This is a genomic window from Escherichia sp. UTM R2, from assembly GCF_048593455.1.
Taxonomy (GTDB): Bacteria; Pseudomonadota; Gammaproteobacteria; order Enterobacterales; family Enterobacteriaceae; genus Escherichia; species Escherichia coli.
Genome location: NZ_JBFWDY010000002.1, coordinates 783,725 through 806,039 on the forward strand (window position 1 = coordinate 783,725; position 22,315 = coordinate 806,039).

The following is a 22,315-nucleotide window of genomic DNA, read 5'->3' on the forward strand; positions in this document are numbered from 1 at the left end:
TGCCCTTCATCATCCGATCTGGAGTCAAAATGTCCTCACGTAAAGAGCTTGCCAATGCTATTCGTGCGCTGAGCATGGACGCAGTACAGAAAGCCAAATCCGGTCACCCGGGTGCCCCTATGGGTATGGCTGACATTGCCGAAGTCCTGTGGCGTGATTTCCTGAAACACAACCCGCAGAATCCGTCCTGGGCTGACCGTGACCGCTTCGTGCTGTCCAACGGCCACGGCTCCATGCTGATCTACAGCCTGCTGCACCTCACCGGTTACGATCTGCCGATGGAAGAACTGAAAAACTTCCGTCAGCTGCACTCTAAAACTCCGGGCCACCCGGAAGTAGGTTATACCGCTGGTGTGGAAACCACCACCGGTCCGCTGGGTCAGGGTATTGCCAACGCAGTCGGTATGGCGATTGCAGAAAAAACGCTGGCGGCGCAGTTTAACCGTCCAGGTCACGACATTGTCGACCACTACACCTACGCCTTCATGGGCGACGGCTGCATGATGGAAGGCATCTCCCACGAAGTTTGCTCTCTGGCGGGTACGCTGAAGCTGGGTAAACTGATTGCGTTCTACGATGACAACGGTATCTCAATCGATGGTCACGTTGAAGGCTGGTTCACTGACGACACCGCAATGCGTTTCGAAGCTTACGGCTGGCACGTTATTCGCGACATCGACGGTCATGACGCGGCATCCATCAAACGCGCAGTAGAAGAAGCGCGCGCAGTGACTGACAAACCGTCCCTGCTGATGTGCAAAACCATCATCGGTTTCGGTTCCCCGAACAAAGCCGGTACCCACGACTCCCACGGTGCGCCGCTGGGCGACGCTGAAATTGCCCTGACCCGCGAACAGCTGGGCTGGAAATACGCGCCGTTCGAAATCCCGTCTGAAATCTATGCTCAGTGGGATGCGAAAGAAGCAGGCCAGGCGAAAGAATCTGCATGGAATGAGAAGTTTGCGGCTTACGCGAAAGCTTATCCGCAGGAAGCGGCTGAATTTACCCGCCGTATGAAAGGCGAAATGCCGTCTGACTTCGACGCCAAAGCGAAAGAGTTTATCGCTAAACTGCAGGCTAATCCGGCGAAAATCGCCAGCCGTAAAGCGTCGCAGAATGCTATCGAAGCGTTCGGCCCGCTGTTGCCTGAATTCCTCGGCGGCTCTGCTGACCTGGCACCGTCTAACCTGACCCTGTGGTCTGGTTCTAAAGCAATCAACGAAGATGCTGCAGGTAACTACATCCACTACGGTGTTCGCGAGTTCGGTATGACCGCGATTGCTAACGGTATCTCCCTGCACGGTGGTTTCCTGCCGTACACCTCCACCTTCCTGATGTTCGTGGAATACGCACGTAACGCCGTACGTATGGCTGCGCTGATGAAACAGCGTCAGGTGATGGTTTACACCCACGACTCCATCGGTCTGGGCGAAGATGGCCCGACTCACCAGCCGGTTGAGCAGGTCGCTTCTCTGCGCGTGACCCCGAACATGTCTACATGGCGTCCGTGTGACCAGGTTGAATCCGCGGTCGCGTGGAAATACGGCGTTGAGCGTCAGGACGGCCCGACTGCGCTTATCCTCTCCCGTCAGAACCTGGCGCAGCAGGAACGAACTGAAGAGCAACTGGCAAACATCGCGCGCGGTGGTTATGTGCTGAAAGACTGCGCCGGTCAGCCGGAACTGATTTTCATCGCTACCGGTTCAGAAGTTGAACTGGCTGTTGCTGCCTACGAAAAACTGACTGCCGAAGGCGTGAAAGCGCGCGTGGTGTCCATGCCGTCTACCGACGCATTTGACAAGCAGGATGCTGCTTACCGTGAATCCGTACTGCCGAAAGCGGTTACTGCACGCGTTGCTGTAGAAGCGGGTATTGCTGACTACTGGTACAAGTATGTTGGCCTGAACGGTGCTATCGTCGGTATGACCACCTTCGGTGAATCTGCTCCGGCAGAGCTGCTGTTTGAAGAGTTCGGCTTCACTGTTGATAACGTTGTTGCGAAAGCAAAAGAACTGCTGTAATTAGCATTTCGGGTAAAAAGGTCGCTTCGGCGACCTTTTTTATTACCTTGATATGTCCGTTTGCGGACAAGCAATAGATAAAGCGTGTTGTAGATCACAAATATTTATATGCAATAAATATCAATTATGTAATATGCATCACGATATGCGTATTGACATTTGTTGTTATAACTATAACTCAATGTTATATAAGAAATTAATAATTAACTGTTTTCAAAACACCGGTTTCCCTGCTCAATTGCTTTCATTAAACCGCACGAGTATTTTATTTTTACCGCCGGACGGTACCCTAAAAATAAAATAAGGATAATTTATGCGGCTTAGTGATTATTTTCCAGAATCATCAATCTCAGTTATACATTCAGCAAAAGATTGGCAGGAAGCTATCGATTTCTCGATGGTATCATTGCTGGATAAAAACTATATCAGCGAGAATTACATTCAGGCAATTAAAGATTCCACCATTAACAATGGCCCTTATTATATTCTCGCACCAGGCGTGGCAATGCCTCATGCGCGACCGGAATGTGGGGCGCTTAAAACCGGGATGTCTTTGACATTACTTGAACAAGGTGTTTATTTTCCGGGGAATGACGAACCAATTAAATTACTCATCGGACTCTCTGATGCCGATGCCGATTCGCACATTGGCGCTATTCAGGCGTTAAGTGAATTACTGTGCGAAGAAGAAATACTCGAACAACTCTTAACAGCATCATCAGAAAAACAATTAGCGGACATTATCAGCCGCGGATAATTACTCTCTCCTCTACAGGATAATATTATGGAAAACAAGTCTGCTCGTGCAAAGGTCCAGGCTTTTGGGGGCTTTTTGACTGCAATGGTCATCCCCAATATTGGTGCTTTTATTGCCTGGGGTTTTATTACTGCGTTATTTATTCCCACCGGTTGGCTGCCTAACGAACATTTCGCCAAAATTGTCGGCCCGATGATTACCTATTTATTGCCCGTGATGATTGGTTCTACCAGTGGTCATCTGGTCGGCGGTAAACGCGGCGCGGTCATGGGCGGAATAGGTACTATTGGTGTGATCGTCGGCGCAGAGATCCCGATGTTCCTTGGCTCAATGATTATGGGGCCGCTCGGTGGGCTGGTCATAAAATATGTTGATAAGGCACTGGAAAAACGCATACCTGCTGGTTTTGAGATGGTTATCAATAACTTCTCATTAGGTATCGCGGGGATGCTCCTTTGTCTGCTGGGTTTTGAAGTGATCGGCCCGGCGGTGTTAATTGCCAATACTTTCGTCAAAGAGTGTATTGAGGCGCTGGTACATGCGGGTTATCTGCCATTGTTGTCAGTCATCAATGAACCGGCGAAAGTGCTTTTCCTCAATAATGCGATCGATCAGGGCGTCTATTATCCGCTGGGAATGCAACAGGCTTCGGTTAACGGTAAATCCATCTTCTTTATGGTGGCCTCTAACCCAGGTCCGGGCCTGGGGCTGCTGCTGGCGTTTACCTTGTTTGGTAAAGGGATGAGTAAACGTTCTGCGCCCGGGGCGATGATTATTCACTTCCTCGGTGGGGATCCACGAACTGTATTTCCCGTATGTGCTGATGAAGCCGCTGACCATTATTGCCATGATTGCGGGCGGTATGTCTGGCACCTGGGTGTTTAACTTACTGGACGGTGGTCTGGTGGCTGGCCCAAGTCCGGGGTCTATCTTTGCGTACCTGGCACTGACGCCGAAAGGCTCGTTCCTGGCGACAATTGCCGGTGTTACGGTAGGTACCCTGGTGTCCTTTGCTATCACTTCGCTGATACTGAAGATGGAAAAAACGGTGGAAACGGAGAGCGAAGATGAGTTTGCTCAGTCAGCCAATGCGGTTAAGGCGATGAAACAAGAAGGTGCATTCTCGTTAAGCAGGGTTAAGCGTATCGCCTTTGTTTGCGATGCAGGGATGGGCTCCAGTGCGATGGGCGCGACCACCTTCCGTAAACGCCTGGAAAAAGCGGGGCTGGCAATAGAAGTAAAACATTACGCGATAGAAAACGTGCCTGCGGATGCCGATATCGTCGTTACTCATGCCAGTCTGGAAGGGCGCGTGAAACGTGTTACGGATAAACCGCTGATATTGATTAATAACTATATTGGCGATCCAAAACTCGACACTTTATTTAATCAATTAACCGCCGAACATAAACACTGATTACAGAGGTAAAAATGAAAACCAAAGTTGCTGCTATTTATGGCAAGCGGGATGTCCGTCTGCGCGAATTTGAACTGCCAGAAATTACCGATAATGAACTGTTAGTGAGTGTAATTTCTGACAGCGTCTGTTTATCGACCTGGAAAGCGGCGTTACTCGGTAGTGAACATAAACGCGTACCCGACGATTTAGAAAATCATCCGGTCATTACCGGGCATGAATGTGCCGGGGTTATTGTTGAAGTAGGTAAAAATCTCACTGGCAAATATAAAAAAGGCCAGCGTTTTGTATTGCAACCGGCGATGGGGTTACCAAGCGGATATTCAGCGGGCTACAGCTACGAATATTTTGGAGGTAACGCTACTTATATGATTATTCCCGAGATCGCCATTAATTTGGGCTGCGTATTACCGTATCACGGCTCTTATTTTGCCGCGGCGTCACTGGCAGAGCCTATGTGCTGCATTATTGGCGCTTATCATGCCAATTATCACACCACGCAATATGTTTATGAGCATCGCATGGGCGTTAAACCTGGTGGCAATATTGCACTGCTGGCGTGTGCAGGTCCGATGGGCATTGGCGCTATCGATTACGCCATTAACGGTGGCATACAACCGTCACGGGTGGTGGTGGTCGATATCGACGACAAACGCCTGGCGCAGGTAGAGAAGCTGCTGCCGGTGCAACTGGCGGCCAGTAAAGGCATTGAGCTGGTGTATGTGAATACCAAAGGGATGAGCGATCCGGTACAGATGCTGCGGGGACTAACAGGAGATGCCGGGTTTGATGACATTTTTGTTTATGCGGCGGTGCCTGCTGTCGTTGAGATGGCTGATGAATTACTGGCGGAAGATGGCTGTCTGAACTTCTTTGCCGGGCCGACGGATAAAAACTTCAAAGTGCCGTTTAATTTCTACAACGTTCATTACAACAGCACGCACGTCGTCGGTACATCCGGCGGTTCAACGGACGACATGAAAGAGGCGATTGCCCTTAGCGCCACTGGGCAGTTACAGCCGTCGTTTATGGTGACCCATATCGGTGGCCTGGATGCGGTGCCAGAAACCGTGCTCAATCTGCCGGATATCCCTGGCGGTAAAAAACTCATTTATAACGGCGTGACCATGCCGCTCACTGCCATTGCCGATTTTGCCGAAAAAGGCAAAACCGATCCGCTGTTTAAAGAGTTGGCGCGGCTGGTTGAGGAAACGCACGGCATCTGGAATGAACAGGCCGAGAAATATCTGCTGGCACAATTTGGCGTTGATATCGGGGAGGCCGCGCAATGATGTCCCTGGCGTGGCCATTATTTCGCGTTACGGAACAGGCAGCGTTGGCTGCCTGGCCGCAAACCGGATGTGGCGACAAAAATAAAATTGATGGCCTGGCGGTCACCGCGATGCGCCAGGCATTAAACGACGTCGCTTTTCGTGGACGAGTGGTTATCGGCGAAGGAGAAATTGACCATGCGCCGATGCTGTGGATTGGCGAAGAGGTGGGCAAAGGCGATGGGCCAGAAGTCGATATCGCGGTCGATCCCATTGAAGGCACGCGGATGGTGGCGATGGGGCAGAGCAATGCGCTGGCGGTCATGGCTTTCGCCCCTCGGGATAGCCTGTTACATGCGCCCGATATGTATATGAAAAAGCTGGTTGTTAATCGACTGGCTGCCGGGGTGATTGATCTGTCTTTGCCTTTGGCGGACAACTTGCGTAACGTGGCGCGGGCGTTAGGTAAACCGCTGGACAAGCTGCGCATGGTTACGCTGGATAAACCGCGCCTGAGTGCCGCGATTGAGGAAGCAACACAGCTGGGCGTGAAGGTTTTTGCCCTGCCGGATGGCGATGTCGCCGCCAGCGTGCTGACCTGCTGGCAGGATAATCCTTACGACGTGATGTACACCATCGGCGGTGCGCCAGAAGGTGTGATTTCTGCCTGTGCCGTTAAAGCATTAGGCGGGGATATGCAGGCCGAGCTGATTGACTTTTGTCAGGCTAAAGGGGATTACACGGAAAATCGGCAGATTGCAGAGCAGGAGCGCAAGCGTTGTAAGGCAATGGGCGTTGACGTTAACCGTGTGTACTCGCTCGATGAACTGGTGAGGGGGAACGATATCCTCTTTAGCGCTACGGGCGTGACGGGCGGCGAGTTGGTGAACGGTATCCAACAGACGGCGAATGGGGTGCGGACGCAGACATTACTGATCGGCGGCGCGGACCAAACGTGTAATATAATAGACTCCCTGCATTGATGGTGATCTATCGGAAGACCAATGGCGACGCTGACAGAAGATGATGTGCTTGAGCAACTGGATGCACAGGACAATTTATTTTCATTTATGAAAACTGCGCATACCATTTTGCTCCAGGGGATACGCCAGTTTCTGCCGTCGCTGTTTGTCGATAACGATGAAGAGATCGTGGAATATGCAGTGAAGCCGTTACTCGCCCAAAGCGGCCCGCTTGACGATATTGATGTTGCACTGCGTTTGATTTATGCGTTGGGGAAAATGGATAAATGGTTGTACGCCGATATCACGCATTTTTCCCAGTTCTGGCATTACCTGAACGAACAGGATGAAACGCCCGGATTTGCCGATGACATGACCTGGGATTTTATCAGCAACGTCAATAGCATAACCTGCAATGCGACGCTCTATGACGCGTTGAAAGCGATGAAGTTCGCCGATTTCGCCGTCTGGTCAGAGGCGCGTTTTAGCGGAATGGTCAAAACGGCGCTGACGCTGGCAGTAACGACCACCTTAAAGGAATTAACGCCGTGAAAATTGAATTAACGGTGAATGGGCTGAAGATACAGGCACAGTACCAGAACGAAGAGATTGAAAATGTACATAAACTGTTGCTGCACATGTTGGCGGCCTTACAGACGGTAAATCCGCAGCGGCGTACGGTGGTTTTTCTTTGCGCTCCGCCGGGGACGGGTAAATCAACCCTAACCACCTTCTGGGAATATCTCGCGCAACAAGACCCGGAACTGCCCGCTATTCAGACGCTCCCGATGGATGGTTTTCACCATTACAATAGCTGGCTGGATGCGCATCAATTGCGCCCCTTCAAAGGCGCACCAGAGACATTTGACGTTGCGAAACTGACGGAAAATCTGCGCCAGGTCGTGGAAGGGGATTGTACGTGGCCGCAGTACGATCGACAAAAGCATGATCCTGTTGAAGATGCGTTGCACGTTACCGCACCACTCGTCATCGTCGAAGGAAACTGGTTGTTACTGGATGATGAAAAGTGGCTGGAGTTGGCATCTTTCTGCGATTTTTCTATTTTTATTCATGCACCTGCTCAAATTCTGCGGGAGCGCTTGATTAGTCGTAAAATTGCGGGAGGATTAACGCGGCAAGTAGCCGAAGCATTTTATGCCCGCACCGATGGCCCCAATGTCGAGCGTGTGCTGATGAATAGCCGTCAGGCCAATCTGATAGTAGAGATGACTGAAGAAGGCCGGTATCACTTCACAAGCTGACAATTTATTCCAGTTATTGTAGGGTTATTATTACGCCAGCCTGGAATAAAGCTTCCCACAAAAGGGGATAAAAGTGTGATGTGAGTCAGATAAATGTCTTCTTCGGCTGGACAAACATTCCTTTTATTCCACGTTTCGCTTATCCTAGCTGAAGCGTTTCAGTCGATTAAATGTTCGACAATTAACCAATCAGTCGCAGTTTGCGACAGGTAAGGTTTCCCCGGACGATTTGCTGGATTACTCTGTCTGGCAAATTTGCTCAGGGAAAACCTTGCAGGAGATCTATGACCGTACGCGTAGCGATAAATGGCTTCGGTCGCATCGGGCGTAATGTGGTTCGTGCTTTGTATGAATCCGGACGCCGGGCGGAAATTACCGTGGTGGCAATCAACGAACTGGCGGATGCTGCGGGCATGGCGCATTTGTTGAAATATGACACCAGCCATGGCCGTTTTGCATGGGAAGTACGACAGGAACGCGATCAACTTTTTGTTGGTGATGACGCCATCCGCGTATTGCATGAACGTTCACTGCAATCGCTCCCCTGGCGTGAACTTGGCGTTGATGTAGTCCTCGACTGCACCGGCGTATATGGCTCCCGCGAGCATGGCGAAGCGCATATTGCCGCCGGGGCCAAAAAAGTGCTCTTTTCACATCCTGGCAGTAACGATCTCGACGCGACCGTTGTTTACGGCGTCAATCAGGATCAACTTCGTGCGGAACACCGCATCGTTTCTAACGCTTCCTGTACCACGAATTGCATAATTCCCGTCATCAAATTGTTAGATGATGCGTACGGTATTGAGTCCGGCACTGTGACCACAATTCACTCCGCCATGCACGATCAACAGGTTATTGATGCATACCATCCTGACCTGCGTCGCACCCGGGCAGCCAGCCAGTCGATCATTCCGGTCGATACTAAACTGGCCGCCGGTATCACACGATTTTTTCCGCAATTTAACGATCGCTTTGAAGCGATTGCGGTACGTGTGCCAACCATAAATGTGACGGCAATCGATTTAAGCGTGACGGTGAAGAAACCTGTAAAAGCCAATGAAGTCAACCTGTTGCTGCAAAAAGCAGCACAAGGTGCATTTCATGGTATAGTTGACTATACGGAATTGCCGTTGGTCTCTGTAGATTTTAACCACGATCCGCACAGTGCCATTGTCGATGGCACCCAAACCCGGGTCAGTGGCGCACACCTGATCAAAACGTTGGTCTGGTGCGATAACGAATGGGGCTTTGCTAACCGAATGCTCGACACGACGTTAGCTATGGCTACTGTTGCTTTCAGGTAAGACGCAAGCAGCGTCTGCAAAACTTTTAGAATCAACGAGAGGATTCACCATGTCTGTAATTAAGATGACCGATCTGGATCTTGCTGGGAAACGTGTATTTATCCGTGCGGATCTGAACGTACCAGTAAAAGACGGGAAAGTAACCAGCGACGCGCGTATCCGTGCTTCTCTGCCGACCATCGAACTGGCCCTGAAACAAGGCGCAAAAGTGATGGTAACTTCCCACCTGGGTCGTCCTACCGAAGGCGAGTACAACGAAGAATTCTCTCTGCTGCCGGTTGTTAACTACCTGAAAGACAAACTGTCTAACCCGGTTCGTCTGGTTAAAGATTACCTCGACGGCGTTGACGTTGCTGAAGGTGAACTGGTTGTTCTGGAAAACGTTCGCTTCAACAAAGGCGAGAAGAAAGACGACGAAACCCTGTCCAAAAAATACGCTGCACTGTGTGACGTGTTCGTAATGGACGCATTCGGTACTGCTCACCGCGCGCAGGCTTCTACTCACGGTATCGGTAAATTCGCTGACGTTGCGTGCGCAGGCCCGCTGCTGGCAGCTGAACTGGACGCGCTGGGTAAAGCACTGAAAGAACCTGCTCGCCCGATGGTGGCTATCGTTGGTGGTTCTAAAGTATCTACCAAACTGACCGTTCTGGACTCCCTGTCTAAAATCGCTGACCAGCTGATTGTTGGTGGTGGTATCGCTAACACCTTTATCGCGGCACAAGGCCACGATGTGGGTAAATCCCTGTACGAAGCTGACCTGGTTGACGAAGCTAAACGTCTGCTGACCACCTGCAACATCCCGGTTCCGTCTGATGTTCGCGTAGCAACCGAGTTCTCTGAAACTGCACCGGCTACCCTGAAATCTGTTAACGATGTGAAAGCTGACGAGCAGATCCTGGATATCGGTGATGCTTCCGCTCAGGAACTGGCTGAAATCCTGAAGAATGCGAAAACCATTCTGTGGAACGGTCCGGTTGGCGTGTTCGAATTCCCGAACTTCCGCAAAGGTACTGAAATCGTGGCTAACGCTATCGCAGACAGCGAAGCGTTCTCCATCGCTGGCGGCGGCGACACTCTGGCAGCAATCGACCTGTTCGGCATTGCTGACAAAATCTCCTACATCTCCACTGGCGGCGGCGCATTCCTCGAATTCGTGGAAGGTAAAGTACTGCCTGCAGTAGCGATGCTCGAAGAGCGCGCTAAGAAGTAAAAAATCACAGGGCAGGGAAACCTGCCCTTGTTTCAGCGCGCTTTTAGAGCACGCAATTTTTCATACTCTAAATAATTCGAGTTGCAGGAAGGCGACAAGAGAGTGAATCCCCAGGAGCTTACATAAGTAAGTGACTGGGGTGAGCGAACGCAGACGCAGCACATGCAACTTGAAGTATGACGAGTATAAGGCCCGACGATACAGGACAAGAGACATGTCTAAGATTTTTGATTTCGTAAAACCTGGCGTAATCACTGGTGATGACGTACAGAAAGTTTTCCAGGTAGCAAAAGAAAACAACTTCGCACTGCCAGCAGTAAACTGCGTCGGTACTGACTCCATCAACGCCGTACTGGAAACCGCTGCTAAAGTTAAAGCGCCGGTTATCGTTCAGTTCTCCAACGGTGGTGCTTCCTTTATCGCTGGTAAAGGCGTGAAATCTGACGTTCCGCAGGGTGCTGCTATCCTGGGCGCGATCTCTGGTGCGCATCACGTTCACCAGATGGCTGAACATTATGGTGTTCCGGTTATCCTGCACACTGACCACTGCGCGAAGAAACTGCTGCCGTGGATCGACGGTCTGTTGGACGCGGGTGAAAAACACTTCGCAGCTACCGGTAAGCCGCTGTTCTCTTCTCACATGATCGACCTGTCTGAAGAATCTCTGCAAGAGAACATCGAAATCTGCTCTAAATACCTGGAGCGCATGTCCAAAATCGGCATGACTCTGGAAATCGAACTGGGTTGCACCGGTGGTGAAGAAGACGGCGTGGACAACAGCCACATGGACGCTTCTGCACTGTACACCCAGCCGGAAGACGTTGATTACGCATACACCGAACTGAGCAAAATCAGCCCGCGTTTCACCATCGCAGCGTCCTTCGGTAACGTACACGGTGTTTACAAGCCGGGTAACGTGGTTCTGACTCCGACCATCCTGCGTGATTCTCAGGAATATGTTTCCAAGAAACACAACCTGCCGCACAACAGCCTGAACTTCGTATTCCACGGTGGTTCCGGTTCTACTGCTCAGGAAATCAAAGACTCCGTAAGCTACGGCGTAGTAAAAATGAACATCGATACCGATACCCAATGGGCAACCTGGGAAGGCGTTCTGAACTACTACAAAGCGAACGAAGCTTATCTGCAGGGTCAGCTGGGTAACCCGAAAGGCGAAGATCAGCCGAACAAGAAATACTACGATCCGCGCGTATGGCTGCGTGCCGGTCAGACTTCGATGATCGCTCGTCTGGAGAAAGCATTCCAGGAACTGAACGCGATCGACGTTCTGTAAGATATTCCTTTCTGCTTATCTCAAGGCCCGCTCTGCGGGTCTTTTTTTCGCCAAAAGCAAAATTGCCTGATGCGCTACGCTTATCAGGCCTACACGTATCCTGCAATATATTGAATTTGCAGGTTTTTGTAGGCCGGATAAGGCGTTCACGCCGCATCCGGCATGACAAAGCGCACATTGATATCTGTCTGAGCCCCGCTCTGCGGGGATTTTTTCGCCAAAAGCAAGGTGATTCAGATGAGAAATCTGTGATCTATTTGGCAAAATTATGCTTTATTGTTTACCCTTGTCAGACTGCCCGTCATAAGGCGGCGGAGTGTATTTCTCCATTTTGAGTCAGTTGAAAAGGAATATTGAATGGAAGATTTGAATGTTGTCGATAGCATAAACGGCGCGGGAAGCTGGCTGGTAGCTAACCAGGCGCTGCTGCTAAGTTATGCAGTAAACATCGTGGCGGCACTCGCGATCATCATCGTTGGTTTGATTATCGCGCGGATGATTTCCAACGCGGTGAATCGCCTGATGATCTCCCGTAAAATCGATGCCACTGTTGCTGATTTTCTTTCTGCATTAGTCCGTTACGGTATTATCGCCTTTACGCTAATCGCTGCACTGGGACGCGTGGGTGTACAAACCGCGTCAGTCATTGCTGTACTCGGTGCCGCAGGCTTAGCTGTTGGTCTGGCTTTGCAGGGGTCACTGTCTAACCTGGCCGCTGGCGTGTTACTTGTCATGTTCCGCCCGTTCCGTGCCGGAGAATATGTTGACCTGGGCGGCGTAGCCGGTACTGTGCTGAGTGTGCAGATTTTCTCCACCACCATGCGTACTGCAGACGGTAAAATTATCGTTATTCCGAACGGTAAAATTATTGCCGGAAATATTATTAACTTCTCCCGCGAGCCAGTTCGCCGTAACGAATTTATTATTGGCGTGGCGTATGATTCCGATATCGATCAGGTTAAGCAGATCCTGACCAATATTATCCAGTCTGAAGATCGCATTTTGAAAGATCGCGAAATGACTGTGCGCCTGAACGAACTTGGTGCATCGTCGATTAATTTCGTGGTCCGCGTCTGGAGCAACAGCGGCGATCTGCAAAACGTGTACTGGGATGTGCTGGAGCGTATTAAACGTGAATTTGATGCCGCCGGTATCAGCTTCCCGTACCCGCAAATGGATGTGAACTTTAAGCGGGTGAAAGAAGACAAAGCTGCGTAATCAACGCTGAGGCCAGATAATACTCTCTGGCCTCTCTCTTATTAGTTTTTCTGATTGCCAATTAATATTATCAATTTCCGCTAATAACAATCCCGCGATATAGTCTCTGCATCAGATACTTAATTCGGAATATCCAACGTGTTTTCTTATTACTTTCAAGGTCTTGCACTTGGGGCGGCTATGATCCTACCGCTCGGTCCACAAAATGCTTTTGTGATGAATCAGGGCATACGTCGTCAGTACCACATTATGATTGCCTTACTTTGTGCTATCAGCGATTTGGTCCTGATTTGCGCCGGGATTTTTGGTGGCAGCGCGTTATTGATGCAGTCGCCGTGGTTGCTGGCGCTGGTCACCTGGGGCGGCGTAGCCTTCTTGCTGTGGTATGGTTTTGGCGCTTTTAAAACAGCAATGAGCAGTAATATTGAGTTAGCCAGCGCCGAAGTCATGAAGCAAGGCAGATGGAAAATTATCGCCACCATGTTGGCAGTGACCTGGCTGAATCCGCATGTTTACCTGGATACTTTTGTTGTACTGGGCAGCCTTGGCGGGCAACTTGATGTGGAACCAAAACGCTGGTTTGCACTCGGGACAATTAGCGCCTCTTTCCTGTGGTTCTTTGGTCTGGCTCTTCTCGCAGCCTGGCTGGCACCGCGTCTGCGCACGGCAAAAGCACAGCGCATTATCAATCTGGTTGTGGGATGTGTTATGTGGTTTATTGCCTTGCAGCTGGCGAGAGACGGTATTGCTCATGCACAAGCCTTGTTCAGTTAGGCGCTATCTGATGGAAAAATAAAACAGAGGCGCTAAGCTTGCCTCCAGAGGTCCTGAATTTTGGGCAAGTCAATTAACACGGAGAGACTAACGTGAAGTTCAAAGTTATCGCCCTGGCGGCATTAATGGGTATTAGCGGGATGGCAGCGCAGGCTAACGAATTGCCGGATGGACCGCATATTGTCACCTCCGGCACGGCAAGCGTGGATGCGGTGCCAGACATTGCCACTCTTGCGATTGAAGTTAACGTGGCCGCGAAGGATGCCGCTACTGCCAAGAAACAGGCAGATGAGCGCGTCGCACAATACATTTCCTTCCTTGAACTCAATCAGATCGCGAAAAAAGATATCAGCTCAGCGAACTTACGCACCCAGCCAGATTATGATTATCAGGATGGTAAAAGTATCCTTAAAGGCTACCGCGCTGTGAGAACGGTGGAAGTCACGCTCCGTCAGTTAGACAAACTGAATTCCTTGCTGGATGGCGCGCTGAAGGCGGGTCTTAACGAAATTCGTTCTGTGTCGCTGGGCGTGGCGCAGCCGGATGCCTATAAAGACAAAGCGCGTAAGGCAGCGATTGATAACGCGATTCATCAGGCGCAGGAACTGGCGAACGGCTTTCATCGTAAACTGGGGCCGGTATATAGCGTGCGCTACCATGTTTCCAACTATCAGCCCAGCCCAATGGTGCGGATGATGAAAGCCGATGCCGCGCCGGTGTCCGCCCAGGAAACTTACGAGCAGGCCGCTATTCAGTTTGATGATCAGGTCGATGTGGTCTTCCAGTTAGAACCTGTGGATCAACAACCCGCTAAAACACCTGCAGCACAATAATATTTGTAGCCCGACGTATTCGTCGGGCTAATGCCTTTACCCGATATTGCCTCCTTTTTCTGTAATTTTCTGTAAAACCATGACGTAATCACCTATCTTTGCTCGCGGTTTCATCAAGGATAGGCTGACTGAAACGGTTAAGCGGACAAGGATGCGGGGGAGGGGGATGGACATTTTTATTTCGAAAAAGATGCGCAATTTCATTTTATTAGCGCAAACCAATAATATTGCCCGGGCGGCAGAAAAAATCCATATGACGGCTTCGCCATTTGGTAAAAGCATTGCCGCGCTGGAAGAACAAATTGGCTATACGCTATTTACCCGCAAAGATAATAATATCAGCCTCAATAAAGCCGGACAGGAACTGTATCAAAAACTGTTCCCGGTTTATCAACGGCTTTCTGCGATTGATAATGAAATCCATAACTCAGGGCGTCGTTCACGAGAAATTGTGATTGGCATAGATAATACTTATCCGACAATTATTTTCGATCAGTTGATTAGTCTCGGAGATAAGTATGAAGGCGTGACCGCCCAGCCAGTTGAGTTCAGCGAAAATGGCGTTATCGATAATCTTTTTGACCGCCAGTTAGATTTTATTATCTCCCCACAGCATGTATCTGCACGAGTTCAGGAACTGGAAAACCTGACTATCAGTGAACTACCACCGCTGCGATTAGGCTTTCTCGTTTCTCGCCGTTATGAAGAGCGACAAGAGCAAGAGCTGCTTCAGGAGCTGCCCTGGCTACAAATGCGCTTTCAGAACCGGGCCAACTTCGAAGCAATGATTGATGCGAATATGCGACCTTGTGGGATCAATCCAACCATTATTTATCGTCCCTACAGTTTTATGGCCAAAATCAGCGCCGTGGAGCGCGGACATTTTCTGACGGTGATCCCGCATTTTGCCTGGCGACTGGTGAATCCGGCAACGCTGAAATATTTTGATGCACCGCACAGGCCGATGTATATGCAGGAATATCTTTATTCAATCAGAAATCATCGTTATACCGCCACGATGCTTCAGCATATTGCTGAAGATCGTGACGGGACGAGTCATTAACCCAGCATCGAGCCGGTTGCAATTAAATTACGGTGTAAGTCGAAGACGTGGCTAAGATCGTGGTGAATATGTCCGCCAGGCGCATTTTCCAGATAGCGATGCAGATAATCCCGATACATAGGATGTGCACAATTATCAATGATAGTGCGGGCGCGTTGAAGCGGGGAAAGACCGCGCAGATCGGCGATCCCTTGTTCGGTGATGATCACTTTGACGCTGTGTTCGCTGTGATCAACATGGCTGCACATTGGCACGACGGTTGAGATCTTGCCTTCTTTAGCAATCGACGGGGCCATAAAGATCGACAGATACGCGTTGCGTTCAAAATCACCGCTGCCGCCGATGCCGTTCATCAGATCGACCCCGGCTACGTGTGTTGAGTTGGCATGCCCGTAAATATCAAACTCCAGGCCGACGTTCAGAGCGATGACGCCCAGACGACGGATGATTTCCGGGTTATTGGAAATCTCCTGCGGACGCAACACAATGCGGCTGGCAAAGTAATCCATATTGTCGTAAATCTTGCGCAGGGAATCGGCCGAGATTGTCAGGCTGGAGGCGCTGGCCCCGCTGATTTTGCCGGTTTCCAGTAAATGCACCACCGATTCCTGTAGCACTTCCGAATACATCATAAACGGAGGAATTACCGGGTTTTCCCCCAGACGCGCCATTACCGCATTATTGATATTGCCCACGCCACTTTGCAGCGGCAGAAATTCCGGCGGAATACGCCCATGCGCCATTTCCTGCAATAAGAACGTGACCACGTTATCGGCAATCTGCTGGCACATGGGATTTTGCTTATCCAGCATATTACCGGCGTCGGGCAAGTTGGTTTCCACGACGGCGACAATCTTTTTCGGATCGATTTGCACATAGCGGGTACCGACGCGATCCATTGCATGGAAGATCGACACGCTATTGCGCCGCGGTGGCGCGCCAGGAATCACAATATCCGCCAGTTCTGCAACGCGCGGATCGTGATAGTGATTGAGTTCAATGATCACTTTCTTCGCCCGCAGCAGCCAGGTCGGCGCATTACCGATCCCGCTGGTTAACCAGACTCGACCATCCGGTGCCAGTGCCGATGCTTCAATGACGGCAACATCAATGTCGCCGAAGAAACCGTAATTGACCATTTGCGCCACTTCGCTCAAATGCAGGTCAACGAAACTCACCGCGCCCTGATTGATCTTTTTACGTAAACCGGACGATGTTTGATATGGCGCACGCCAGGAAACAGCATCGGCGTCAGAAAGTACATCGTCAGCGGCGGCGCTGATTGACGCACCCGTCAGAAGGCGAATTTGATACGGCTTTTTGGCCTCATGCTGTTCGTTAGCTCTGCGGGCAATCGCGGTGGGTAGGGCTTTCGGCGAACCCGCTGGGGTAAAGCCGCTAAATGCCACCATGTCGTTATGCTGGATAATTTCTGCCGCTTCATTGGCGGTCATCCTTGTCCACTGAGTTTCCATTTTTACTCCTTCGTTCGCAGGGATTAATGACCAACGAAATTAGGTTTACGTTTTTCGAGGAAAGCGTTCATCCCTTCCTGGTAATCTTCGCTGTCATACACCGCGCGGCGCATCCCCTGAATACGTTCAAATTCATCGGAGTTCATGGTGTGTGCTTCGCCCAGTACACGCAGCTCTTCTTTGATAACGGCAATGGCTAACGGCGCTTTCTCAGAGATGTGGTGCGCCATTTGTAAGGTGAAATCTTCCAGTTCTTCCACTTCCACAACATGGTTGAGGATGCCGACAGCCAGCGCGCGCTGGGCGGTGATTGGCGAAGCGGTAAAAATCAGCTCTTTGACAATGTGGAAGCCCGCGTCGCGGGTCAGGTTGTGAATGCCGACCAGGTTATACGGGACGCCGAGGTTTACAGGCGTCATTGAGAAGGTTGAGGTACTGGCGGCGATGATCAGATCGGAACTCATGATCATTTCAAATGCGCCACCCCAAACACTACCTTCCACCATCGAAATGATCGGTTTCGGGAATTTTTGGATCATGCGGGTGATTTGACGCAATGGATCGTCATAGGAGAGCGGATCGCGACCGCCAGACGGCAGTTCGTGAATATCGTGACCTGCGGAGAAGACTTTGGATCCACTCGGTGCGCGCAAAATGATACAGCGAATTTCCGGCCGGTTGAGATCGCTTAACGCCTGCATAAGATCATCAATAAAGACTTTACTTAAGGCATTAAGTTTTCGGCCATAGTTAAACTCAATGACCGCCACTTTGTTGATAGTGACAACGTTAACATACTGATAAGACATAAAAATTCCTTTAATCAAAATATTGCGTCTGGATAAATTCACTGAGCTGCCGCAGGCCGGTGCGCGGTGAGAGCGTATTGTTTTTGACCGCTAAAAGCGTCTGGCGGTAATAGCGATCGAAATCTTCATTCGCGAACAGGTGATTCAGTACTTCTTCTTCGGTCTGCTTACGCAGCCATTCCACCGATTGTTGTTGCCGCACTTGTTGTAAACGACCACTGGCAGTTAGCGCGGTTTTGAAGTCGATGATGGTGTGCCAGATCTCATCGATTCCACGTTTTTCCAGTGCGCTACAAGTCAGAACCCGTGGCTGCCATTCGTCGTATTTACGTCGCAGAATATGCAGGGCACTCTCGTACATATGCCGGGCAATGGCGACATTGGTATGGTTATCGCCATCGTCTTTGTTGATAACGATCAGATCAGCCACTTCCATCAGCCCTTTTTTAATGCCCTGCAGATCATCGCCGCCACCGGCAATTTGCAACGAGATAAAACAGTCCACCATGCGGGCGACTTCTGTTTCCGACTGCCCGACGCCAACCGTTTCGACAATCACTACGTCATAACCCGCTGCTTCGCATAACAGCATTAATTCCCGCGCTCGCTGACTGGCACCGCCCAGATGACCGGAGGATGGTACCGGGCGAATAAACGCCGCTTCGGCACGCGCCAGGTCATTCATGCGGGTTTTATCCCCGAGAATGCTACCGCCAGTGACCGGGCTGCTGGGATCGACCGCAATAACCGCGACCTTTAATCCCTCTCGAATCAACAACATGCCAAAGGCCTCAAGAAAGGTACTTTTCCCCGCGCCGGGGGTGCCGGTAACGCCCAGTCGCAGGGTGTTACCGCAGTACGGCATAATGGCATCAAGCAGCTGCGTACTTAGTGCCTGATGACGCGGGTGACGGCTTTCCACCAGCGTCATGGCCTGGGCGAGTGTGGCACGCTCACCCTGACGTAAGCGGCGAATACTTTCTGCCAGCGTGGCTTCATTAATCATGATGCTGGCTTATCAGATTCAGTACGTCGCGCACACTGTCGAGCATAGGTGTACCTGGACCATAAATCGCCGCCACGCCGCGCTCTTGCAGGAAGGCGTAATCCTGCGGCGGAATGACGCCACCCGCGACCACGCAGATATCTTCGCGTCCCCATTTTTTCAGCGCTTCGACCAGTTCCGGGATCAGCGTTTTATGACCGGCAGCCAGTGAGGATGCGCCCACTACGTGAACGTCGTTTTCTACGGCCAGGCGGGCGATCTCTTCAGGTGTAGAGAACATCGGGCTTAAATCTACGTCGAAACCGAGATCGGAATAGGCGCTGGCGATCACTTTCGCGCCGCGATCGTGTCCATCCTGGCCCATCTTAGCGATCAGAATGCGCGGGCGACGACCATTGTCGGCAAGGAACTGCTCCGTTTGCGCAACAATGGCATCGAACTCGGAGGCCGATTTCTCAGACTGATGATAGCTTTGCGCAATCACGCCGGTAACACACTGGCTTGACACCAGATAACGGTCGAAAGCGACTTCCAGCGCATCGGAAATTTCACCCAGGGTGGCGCGAACGCGAGCGGCATTAACAGCGGCAGCCAGCAGGTTTTCGTTATGCTGTGCGGCGTGAGTCAGGGCGTTCAACGCGGCGGTTACGGCGGCATCATCACGGGTGGCGCGAATGCGTTCCAGCGAAGCAATTTGCTCGTTACGCACCATCACGTTGTCGATCTCAAGTACATCGGTTTCGTCTTCGTGATCCAGTTTGTACTTGTTGACACCAACGATGACACGCTTGCCCTGGTCGATCAGCGACTGTTCGCGCGCTGAGGCCTCTTCGATCATTCGTTTTGGCAGACCTGCTTCGATCGCTTTCGCCATGCCACCGGCTTCGTCGATCTGTTGGATAATAGCTCTGGCTTGTTTGACGATTTGATCGGTCAGCGACTCAATGTAATAGGATCCGGCCAGTGGATCGACGGTGCGGCAGAGTTCTGATTCTTCCTGGATGATGATCTGGGTGTTGCGGGCAATGCGTGCTGAGAAATCGGTAGGCAAACCAAGCGCTTCGTCAAAGGCGTTGGTATGCAGTGACTGAGTACCGCCCAGCGTCGCAGCCAGCGCTTCAATGGTGGTGCGGATAACGTTGTTATACGGATCCTGTTCAGTCAGGCTCCAGCCTGAGGTCTGGCAGTGGGTACGCAGCGCCAGTGATTTCGGGTCCTGTGCGCCAAATCCACTGACCGCTTCGCTCCATAAATAACGTGCCGCACGCAACATGGCGACGTTCATAAACAGATCCATGCCGATGCCGAAGAAGAACGACAGGCGAGGAGCGAAGTCATCAATTTTCAGTCCGGCAGAGATTGCTGCTTTGATGTACTCAATCCCATCAGCGAGCGTAAATGCTACCTGCTGCACGCAGTTGGCACCCGCTTCACCCATGTGGTAACCGCTGATACTGATGGTATTAAATCGCGGCATGTTGCCGGAACACCAGGCGATGATGTCGGCGATAATGCGCATTGACGGTTTTGGTGGGTAAATATAGGTGTTGCGGCAGAGGTACTCTTTGAGAATATCGTTTTGAATGGTGCCGGTCAGTTTATCAGGTGTAACACCTTGCTCTTCTGCGGCGACGATATAAAACGCCAGTACTGGTAGCACTGCGCCATTCATGGTCATCGAAACCGACATTTTATCCAGCGGGATCTGGTCGAACAGGACTTTCATATCTTCCACGGTGTCGATAGCGACGCCCGCTTTGCCGACGTCGCCCGCCACGCGCGGGTTATCGGAGTCGTAGCCACGGTGGGTGGCAAGGTCAAACGCAACGGAAAGACCTTTTTGCCCGGCGGCCAGGTTACGGCGATAAAAAGCGTTGGACTCTTTTGCTGTTGAAAAACCAGCATACTGACGGATGGTCCACGGTTGGGCGGTATACATAGTGGCACGCGGGCCACGAACGTAGGGCGGCAAACCAGGAAGGGTACCTGTCACCTCCAGATTATCGAGATCGGCTTCGGTATACAGCGGCTTGATGGCGATCCCTTCCGCGGTTTGATGAACCAGCGAGTCGACAGTTTTCTCCCGACGGCTCAATTCCTTGTTGGCAAGCTGTTGCCACTCCTGCACGTTAGACATTATTTGCTCCGTAAAACGCAATCAAAATGAGGGTATTTGCGCCTACGGTGAGCTTTTTACGTGGGTTTGTCGCCAGCAAAAAAAATGCATTCAGACGTCGTTTTTTGCCGCCTGAGATTTGTCTATTTTGTGATGTGATTCAAGGAATACAAAAAGAAGTGAGGACAACGCCTGATATGTGCTATCAGGCATTATTTGATGGATTAATCCTGACGAAGGACTTTGTGACCATAATCGAGTAACGCATCAGTGACTTTACGCATCATGCGGCTTTCAGGAGCAAAGCGGTGCCAGTAGAGCATCCGTCGTTGAAATAGCCCAGGCGTTAAGTCAATCAGTTCACCGCTGGCCAGCTCTTTCTCGATTTGCAGGTGCGGGATCATACAGCAGGTGGTGCCCTGGCGAGCAAGTTGTACGAACGCTTCTGAAGAATTAACGATATGGCAGGGCACGCTGCCTGGAGGCAGATCGAAGTTTTGCTGCAAAAAGGCCTGGTGCATATCGTCAAGATGGTCAAACGCGACCACTGGCGCTTTCAGTAATGCCGAACGCGTTACGCCGTTAGGGAAATATTTTTCGGCAAAGGGTTTTGAGCTGACGAACAGATAGTCGAGCGCACCAAGTTTATCGACAAGACAACTCGGCAGCGCCTGATGTTGAATACTCACCGCGCCGACCACTTCGCCGCGGCGCAGACGTTCCTGAGTGCGGGTTTCATCTTCTACCTGCAAGTTGAGGCGGATAGGCGAATCAGCCAACACAGGAGCCAGTGCAGGAAGCAACCACGTCGCCAGACTGTCGGCGTTGACCGCCAGTGAAAGCAGCAGCGGAGTCGAACCGGTTTGTTCATCGCCCAGCCACTCTTCTTCCAGCAACTCCACCTGGCGCAGCAGTGCCAGCAGTTTTTGCCCTTGTTCCGTCGGGCGCGGCGGTACGGTACGCACCAACAGCGGCTGCCCGAACATATTTTCCAGTTGCTTAATGCGCTGTGAGACGGCTGATTGTGTAATGCACAGCTTTTGTGCCGCGCGCTCAAATCCTCGTTCACGTATCACCGCATCCAGTGCCTGTAATGTTCTGTAGTCCGGGCGTTTCATTGCTGTTGTCTGCTCCTGGTAAATGCTTTTTCCTGCACTATGACACAATTTTGTGTCAGGTTGCATATACCGAAGCCGTCGGCGGGTAACATTTGTATTCGTGGTTAAACGCGCAGCTTAAAAGATCAGGGATTTGCGCTAATGCATTTCGCTCAGCGAGTTCGCGCCCTGGTTGTGTTGAATGGCGTGGCGTTATTGCCTCAATTTGCCTGTAAACAGGGGCTTGTGAACGGTGAACTGGTGCGCCTGTTTGCTCCGTGGAGCGGCATACCCAGATTGTTGCATGCCTTATTTGCGGGGCGAAAGGGGATGCCTGCCATTGCGCGATATTTTATGGATGAGTTAACCACGCGGCTTGCCAACGGGGTCTGAATCGCTTTTTTTGTATATAATGCGTGTGAA

At 51.1% G+C, this 22,315-nt stretch carries 19 protein-coding genes and 1 pseudogene; 15 read left to right on the forward strand and 5 right to left on the reverse strand.

The window, feature by feature from the left end; translation table 11 throughout:
• Positions 1-29 precede the first annotated feature (29 nt).
• The 14 genes and pseudogenes from tkt (at position 30) to srsR (ending at position 15,389) form a co-directional block, all read left to right on the forward strand.
• A complete protein-coding gene (gene tkt, locus AB4H76_RS04640) occupies positions 30-2,021 on the forward strand; it encodes a transketolase (RefSeq protein WP_000098614.1) in 1,992 nt (663 codons plus the stop codon).
• Positions 2,022-2,334: 313 nt separating this feature from the next.
• The gene (gene cmtB, locus AB4H76_RS04645) at positions 2,335-2,778 is read left to right on the forward strand and encodes a PTS mannitol transporter subunit IIA (RefSeq protein ID WP_121689812.1); all 444 of its coding nucleotides are present in this window, start codon (positions 2,335-2,337) and stop codon (positions 2,776-2,778) included.
• Positions 2,779-2,805: 27 nt separating this feature from the next.
• A pseudogene (gene cmtA, locus AB4H76_RS04650) lies at positions 2,806-4,195 on the forward strand (PTS mannitol transporter subunit IICB).
• Between the two features lie 14 nt (positions 4,196-4,209).
• The gene (locus tag AB4H76_RS04655; protein ID WP_077492269.1) at positions 4,210-5,487 is read left to right on the forward strand and encodes a zinc-binding dehydrogenase; all 1,278 of its coding nucleotides are present in this window, start codon (positions 4,210-4,212) and stop codon (positions 5,485-5,487) included.
• A complete protein-coding gene (gene glpX / locus AB4H76_RS04660) occupies positions 5,484-6,449 on the forward strand; it encodes a class II fructose-bisphosphatase (RefSeq protein WP_001390617.1) in 966 nt (321 codons plus the stop codon). Before AB4H76_RS04655 ends, glpX begins: the two co-directional genes overlap by 4 nt.
• Before the next feature lie 21 nt (positions 6,450-6,470).
• The gene (gene fumE / locus AB4H76_RS04665; RefSeq protein ID WP_000224146.1) at positions 6,471-6,980 is read left to right on the forward strand and encodes a fumarase E; all 510 of its coding nucleotides are present in this window, start codon (positions 6,471-6,473) and stop codon (positions 6,978-6,980) included.
• Positions 6,977-7,690: a nucleoside/nucleotide kinase family protein gene (locus AB4H76_RS04670; RefSeq protein WP_077492270.1), complete on the forward strand. Its 714-nt coding sequence runs from the start codon at positions 6,977-6,979 to the stop codon at positions 7,688-7,690. Before fumE ends, AB4H76_RS04670 begins: the two co-directional genes overlap by 4 nt.
• Before the next feature lie 284 nt (positions 7,691-7,974).
• Complete coding sequence (gene epd, locus AB4H76_RS04675) at positions 7,975-8,994, forward strand: erythrose-4-phosphate dehydrogenase (RefSeq protein ID WP_000218480.1); 1,020 nt, start codon at positions 7,975-7,977, stop codon at positions 8,992-8,994.
• A gap of 49 nt (positions 8,995-9,043) precedes the next feature.
• Positions 9,044-10,207, forward strand: coding sequence for a phosphoglycerate kinase (pgk, locus tag AB4H76_RS04680; RefSeq protein ID WP_000111269.1), 1,164 nt, complete (start codon positions 9,044-9,046; stop codon positions 10,205-10,207).
• Positions 10,208-10,421: 214 nt separating this feature from the next.
• Positions 10,422-11,501, forward strand: a complete 1,080-nt coding sequence (gene fbaA, locus AB4H76_RS04685) for a class II fructose-bisphosphate aldolase (RefSeq protein ID WP_000034372.1) — start codon at positions 10,422-10,424, stop codon at positions 11,499-11,501.
• A gap of 357 nt (positions 11,502-11,858) precedes the next feature.
• Complete coding sequence (gene mscS / locus AB4H76_RS04690; RefSeq protein WP_000389818.1) at positions 11,859-12,719, forward strand: small-conductance mechanosensitive channel MscS; 861 nt, start codon at positions 11,859-11,861, stop codon at positions 12,717-12,719.
• A gap of 138 nt (positions 12,720-12,857) precedes the next feature.
• Positions 12,858-13,493: an arginine exporter ArgO gene (gene argO, locus AB4H76_RS04695; RefSeq protein ID WP_000493352.1), complete on the forward strand. Its 636-nt coding sequence runs from the start codon at positions 12,858-12,860 to the stop codon at positions 13,491-13,493.
• A 92-nt stretch (positions 13,494-13,585) separates the two neighbouring features.
• On the forward strand, positions 13,586-14,326 hold the full coding sequence (locus AB4H76_RS04700) for an oxidative stress defense protein (protein WP_000669834.1): 741 nt from the start codon (positions 13,586-13,588) through the stop codon (positions 14,324-14,326).
• Between the two features lie 166 nt (positions 14,327-14,492).
• Entirely contained in the window at positions 14,493-15,389 is an 897-nt protein-coding gene (gene srsR, locus AB4H76_RS04705; RefSeq protein WP_000350807.1) for a LysR family transcriptional regulator SrsR, read from the forward strand.
• Here srsR and scpC read toward each other — a convergent pair.
• The 5 genes from scpC to argP all read right to left on the reverse strand — a co-directional run bounded on the left by scpC (position 15,386) and on the right by argP (position 21,913).
• Positions 15,386-16,864, reverse strand: a complete 1,479-nt coding sequence (scpC, locus tag AB4H76_RS04710) for a propionyl-CoA:succinate CoA transferase (protein ID WP_000449965.1) — start codon at positions 16,862-16,864, stop codon at positions 15,386-15,388. The genes srsR and scpC overlap by 4 nt on opposite strands.
• Before the next feature lie 23 nt (positions 16,865-16,887).
• Positions 16,888-17,673, reverse strand: a complete 786-nt coding sequence (scpB, locus tag AB4H76_RS04715) for a methylmalonyl-CoA decarboxylase (protein ID WP_000122080.1) — start codon at positions 17,671-17,673, stop codon at positions 16,888-16,890.
• Positions 17,674-17,683: 10 nt separating this feature from the next.
• Positions 17,684-18,679, reverse strand: coding sequence for a methylmalonyl Co-A mutase-associated GTPase MeaB (meaB, locus tag AB4H76_RS04720; protein WP_077492271.1), 996 nt, complete (start codon positions 18,677-18,679; stop codon positions 17,684-17,686).
• A complete protein-coding gene (scpA, locus tag AB4H76_RS04725) occupies positions 18,672-20,816 on the reverse strand; it encodes a methylmalonyl-CoA mutase (protein WP_077492272.1) in 2,145 nt (714 codons plus the stop codon). Before scpA ends, meaB begins: the two co-directional genes overlap by 8 nt.
• Positions 20,817-21,019: 203 nt before the next feature.
• Positions 21,020-21,913 carry a DNA-binding transcriptional regulator ArgP gene (argP, locus tag AB4H76_RS04730; RefSeq protein ID WP_000828351.1) on the reverse strand — a complete coding sequence of 298 codons (894 nt, stop codon included), beginning with the start codon at positions 21,911-21,913 and terminating at the stop codon, positions 21,020-21,022.
• A gap of 141 nt (positions 21,914-22,054) precedes the next feature.
• Here argP and AB4H76_RS04735 point away from each other — a divergent pair, with 141 nt between their 5' ends.
• On the forward strand, positions 22,055-22,285 hold the full coding sequence (locus AB4H76_RS04735; protein ID WP_001322018.1) for a hypothetical protein: 231 nt from the start codon (positions 22,055-22,057) through the stop codon (positions 22,283-22,285).
• Positions 22,286-22,315 lie beyond the last annotated feature (30 nt).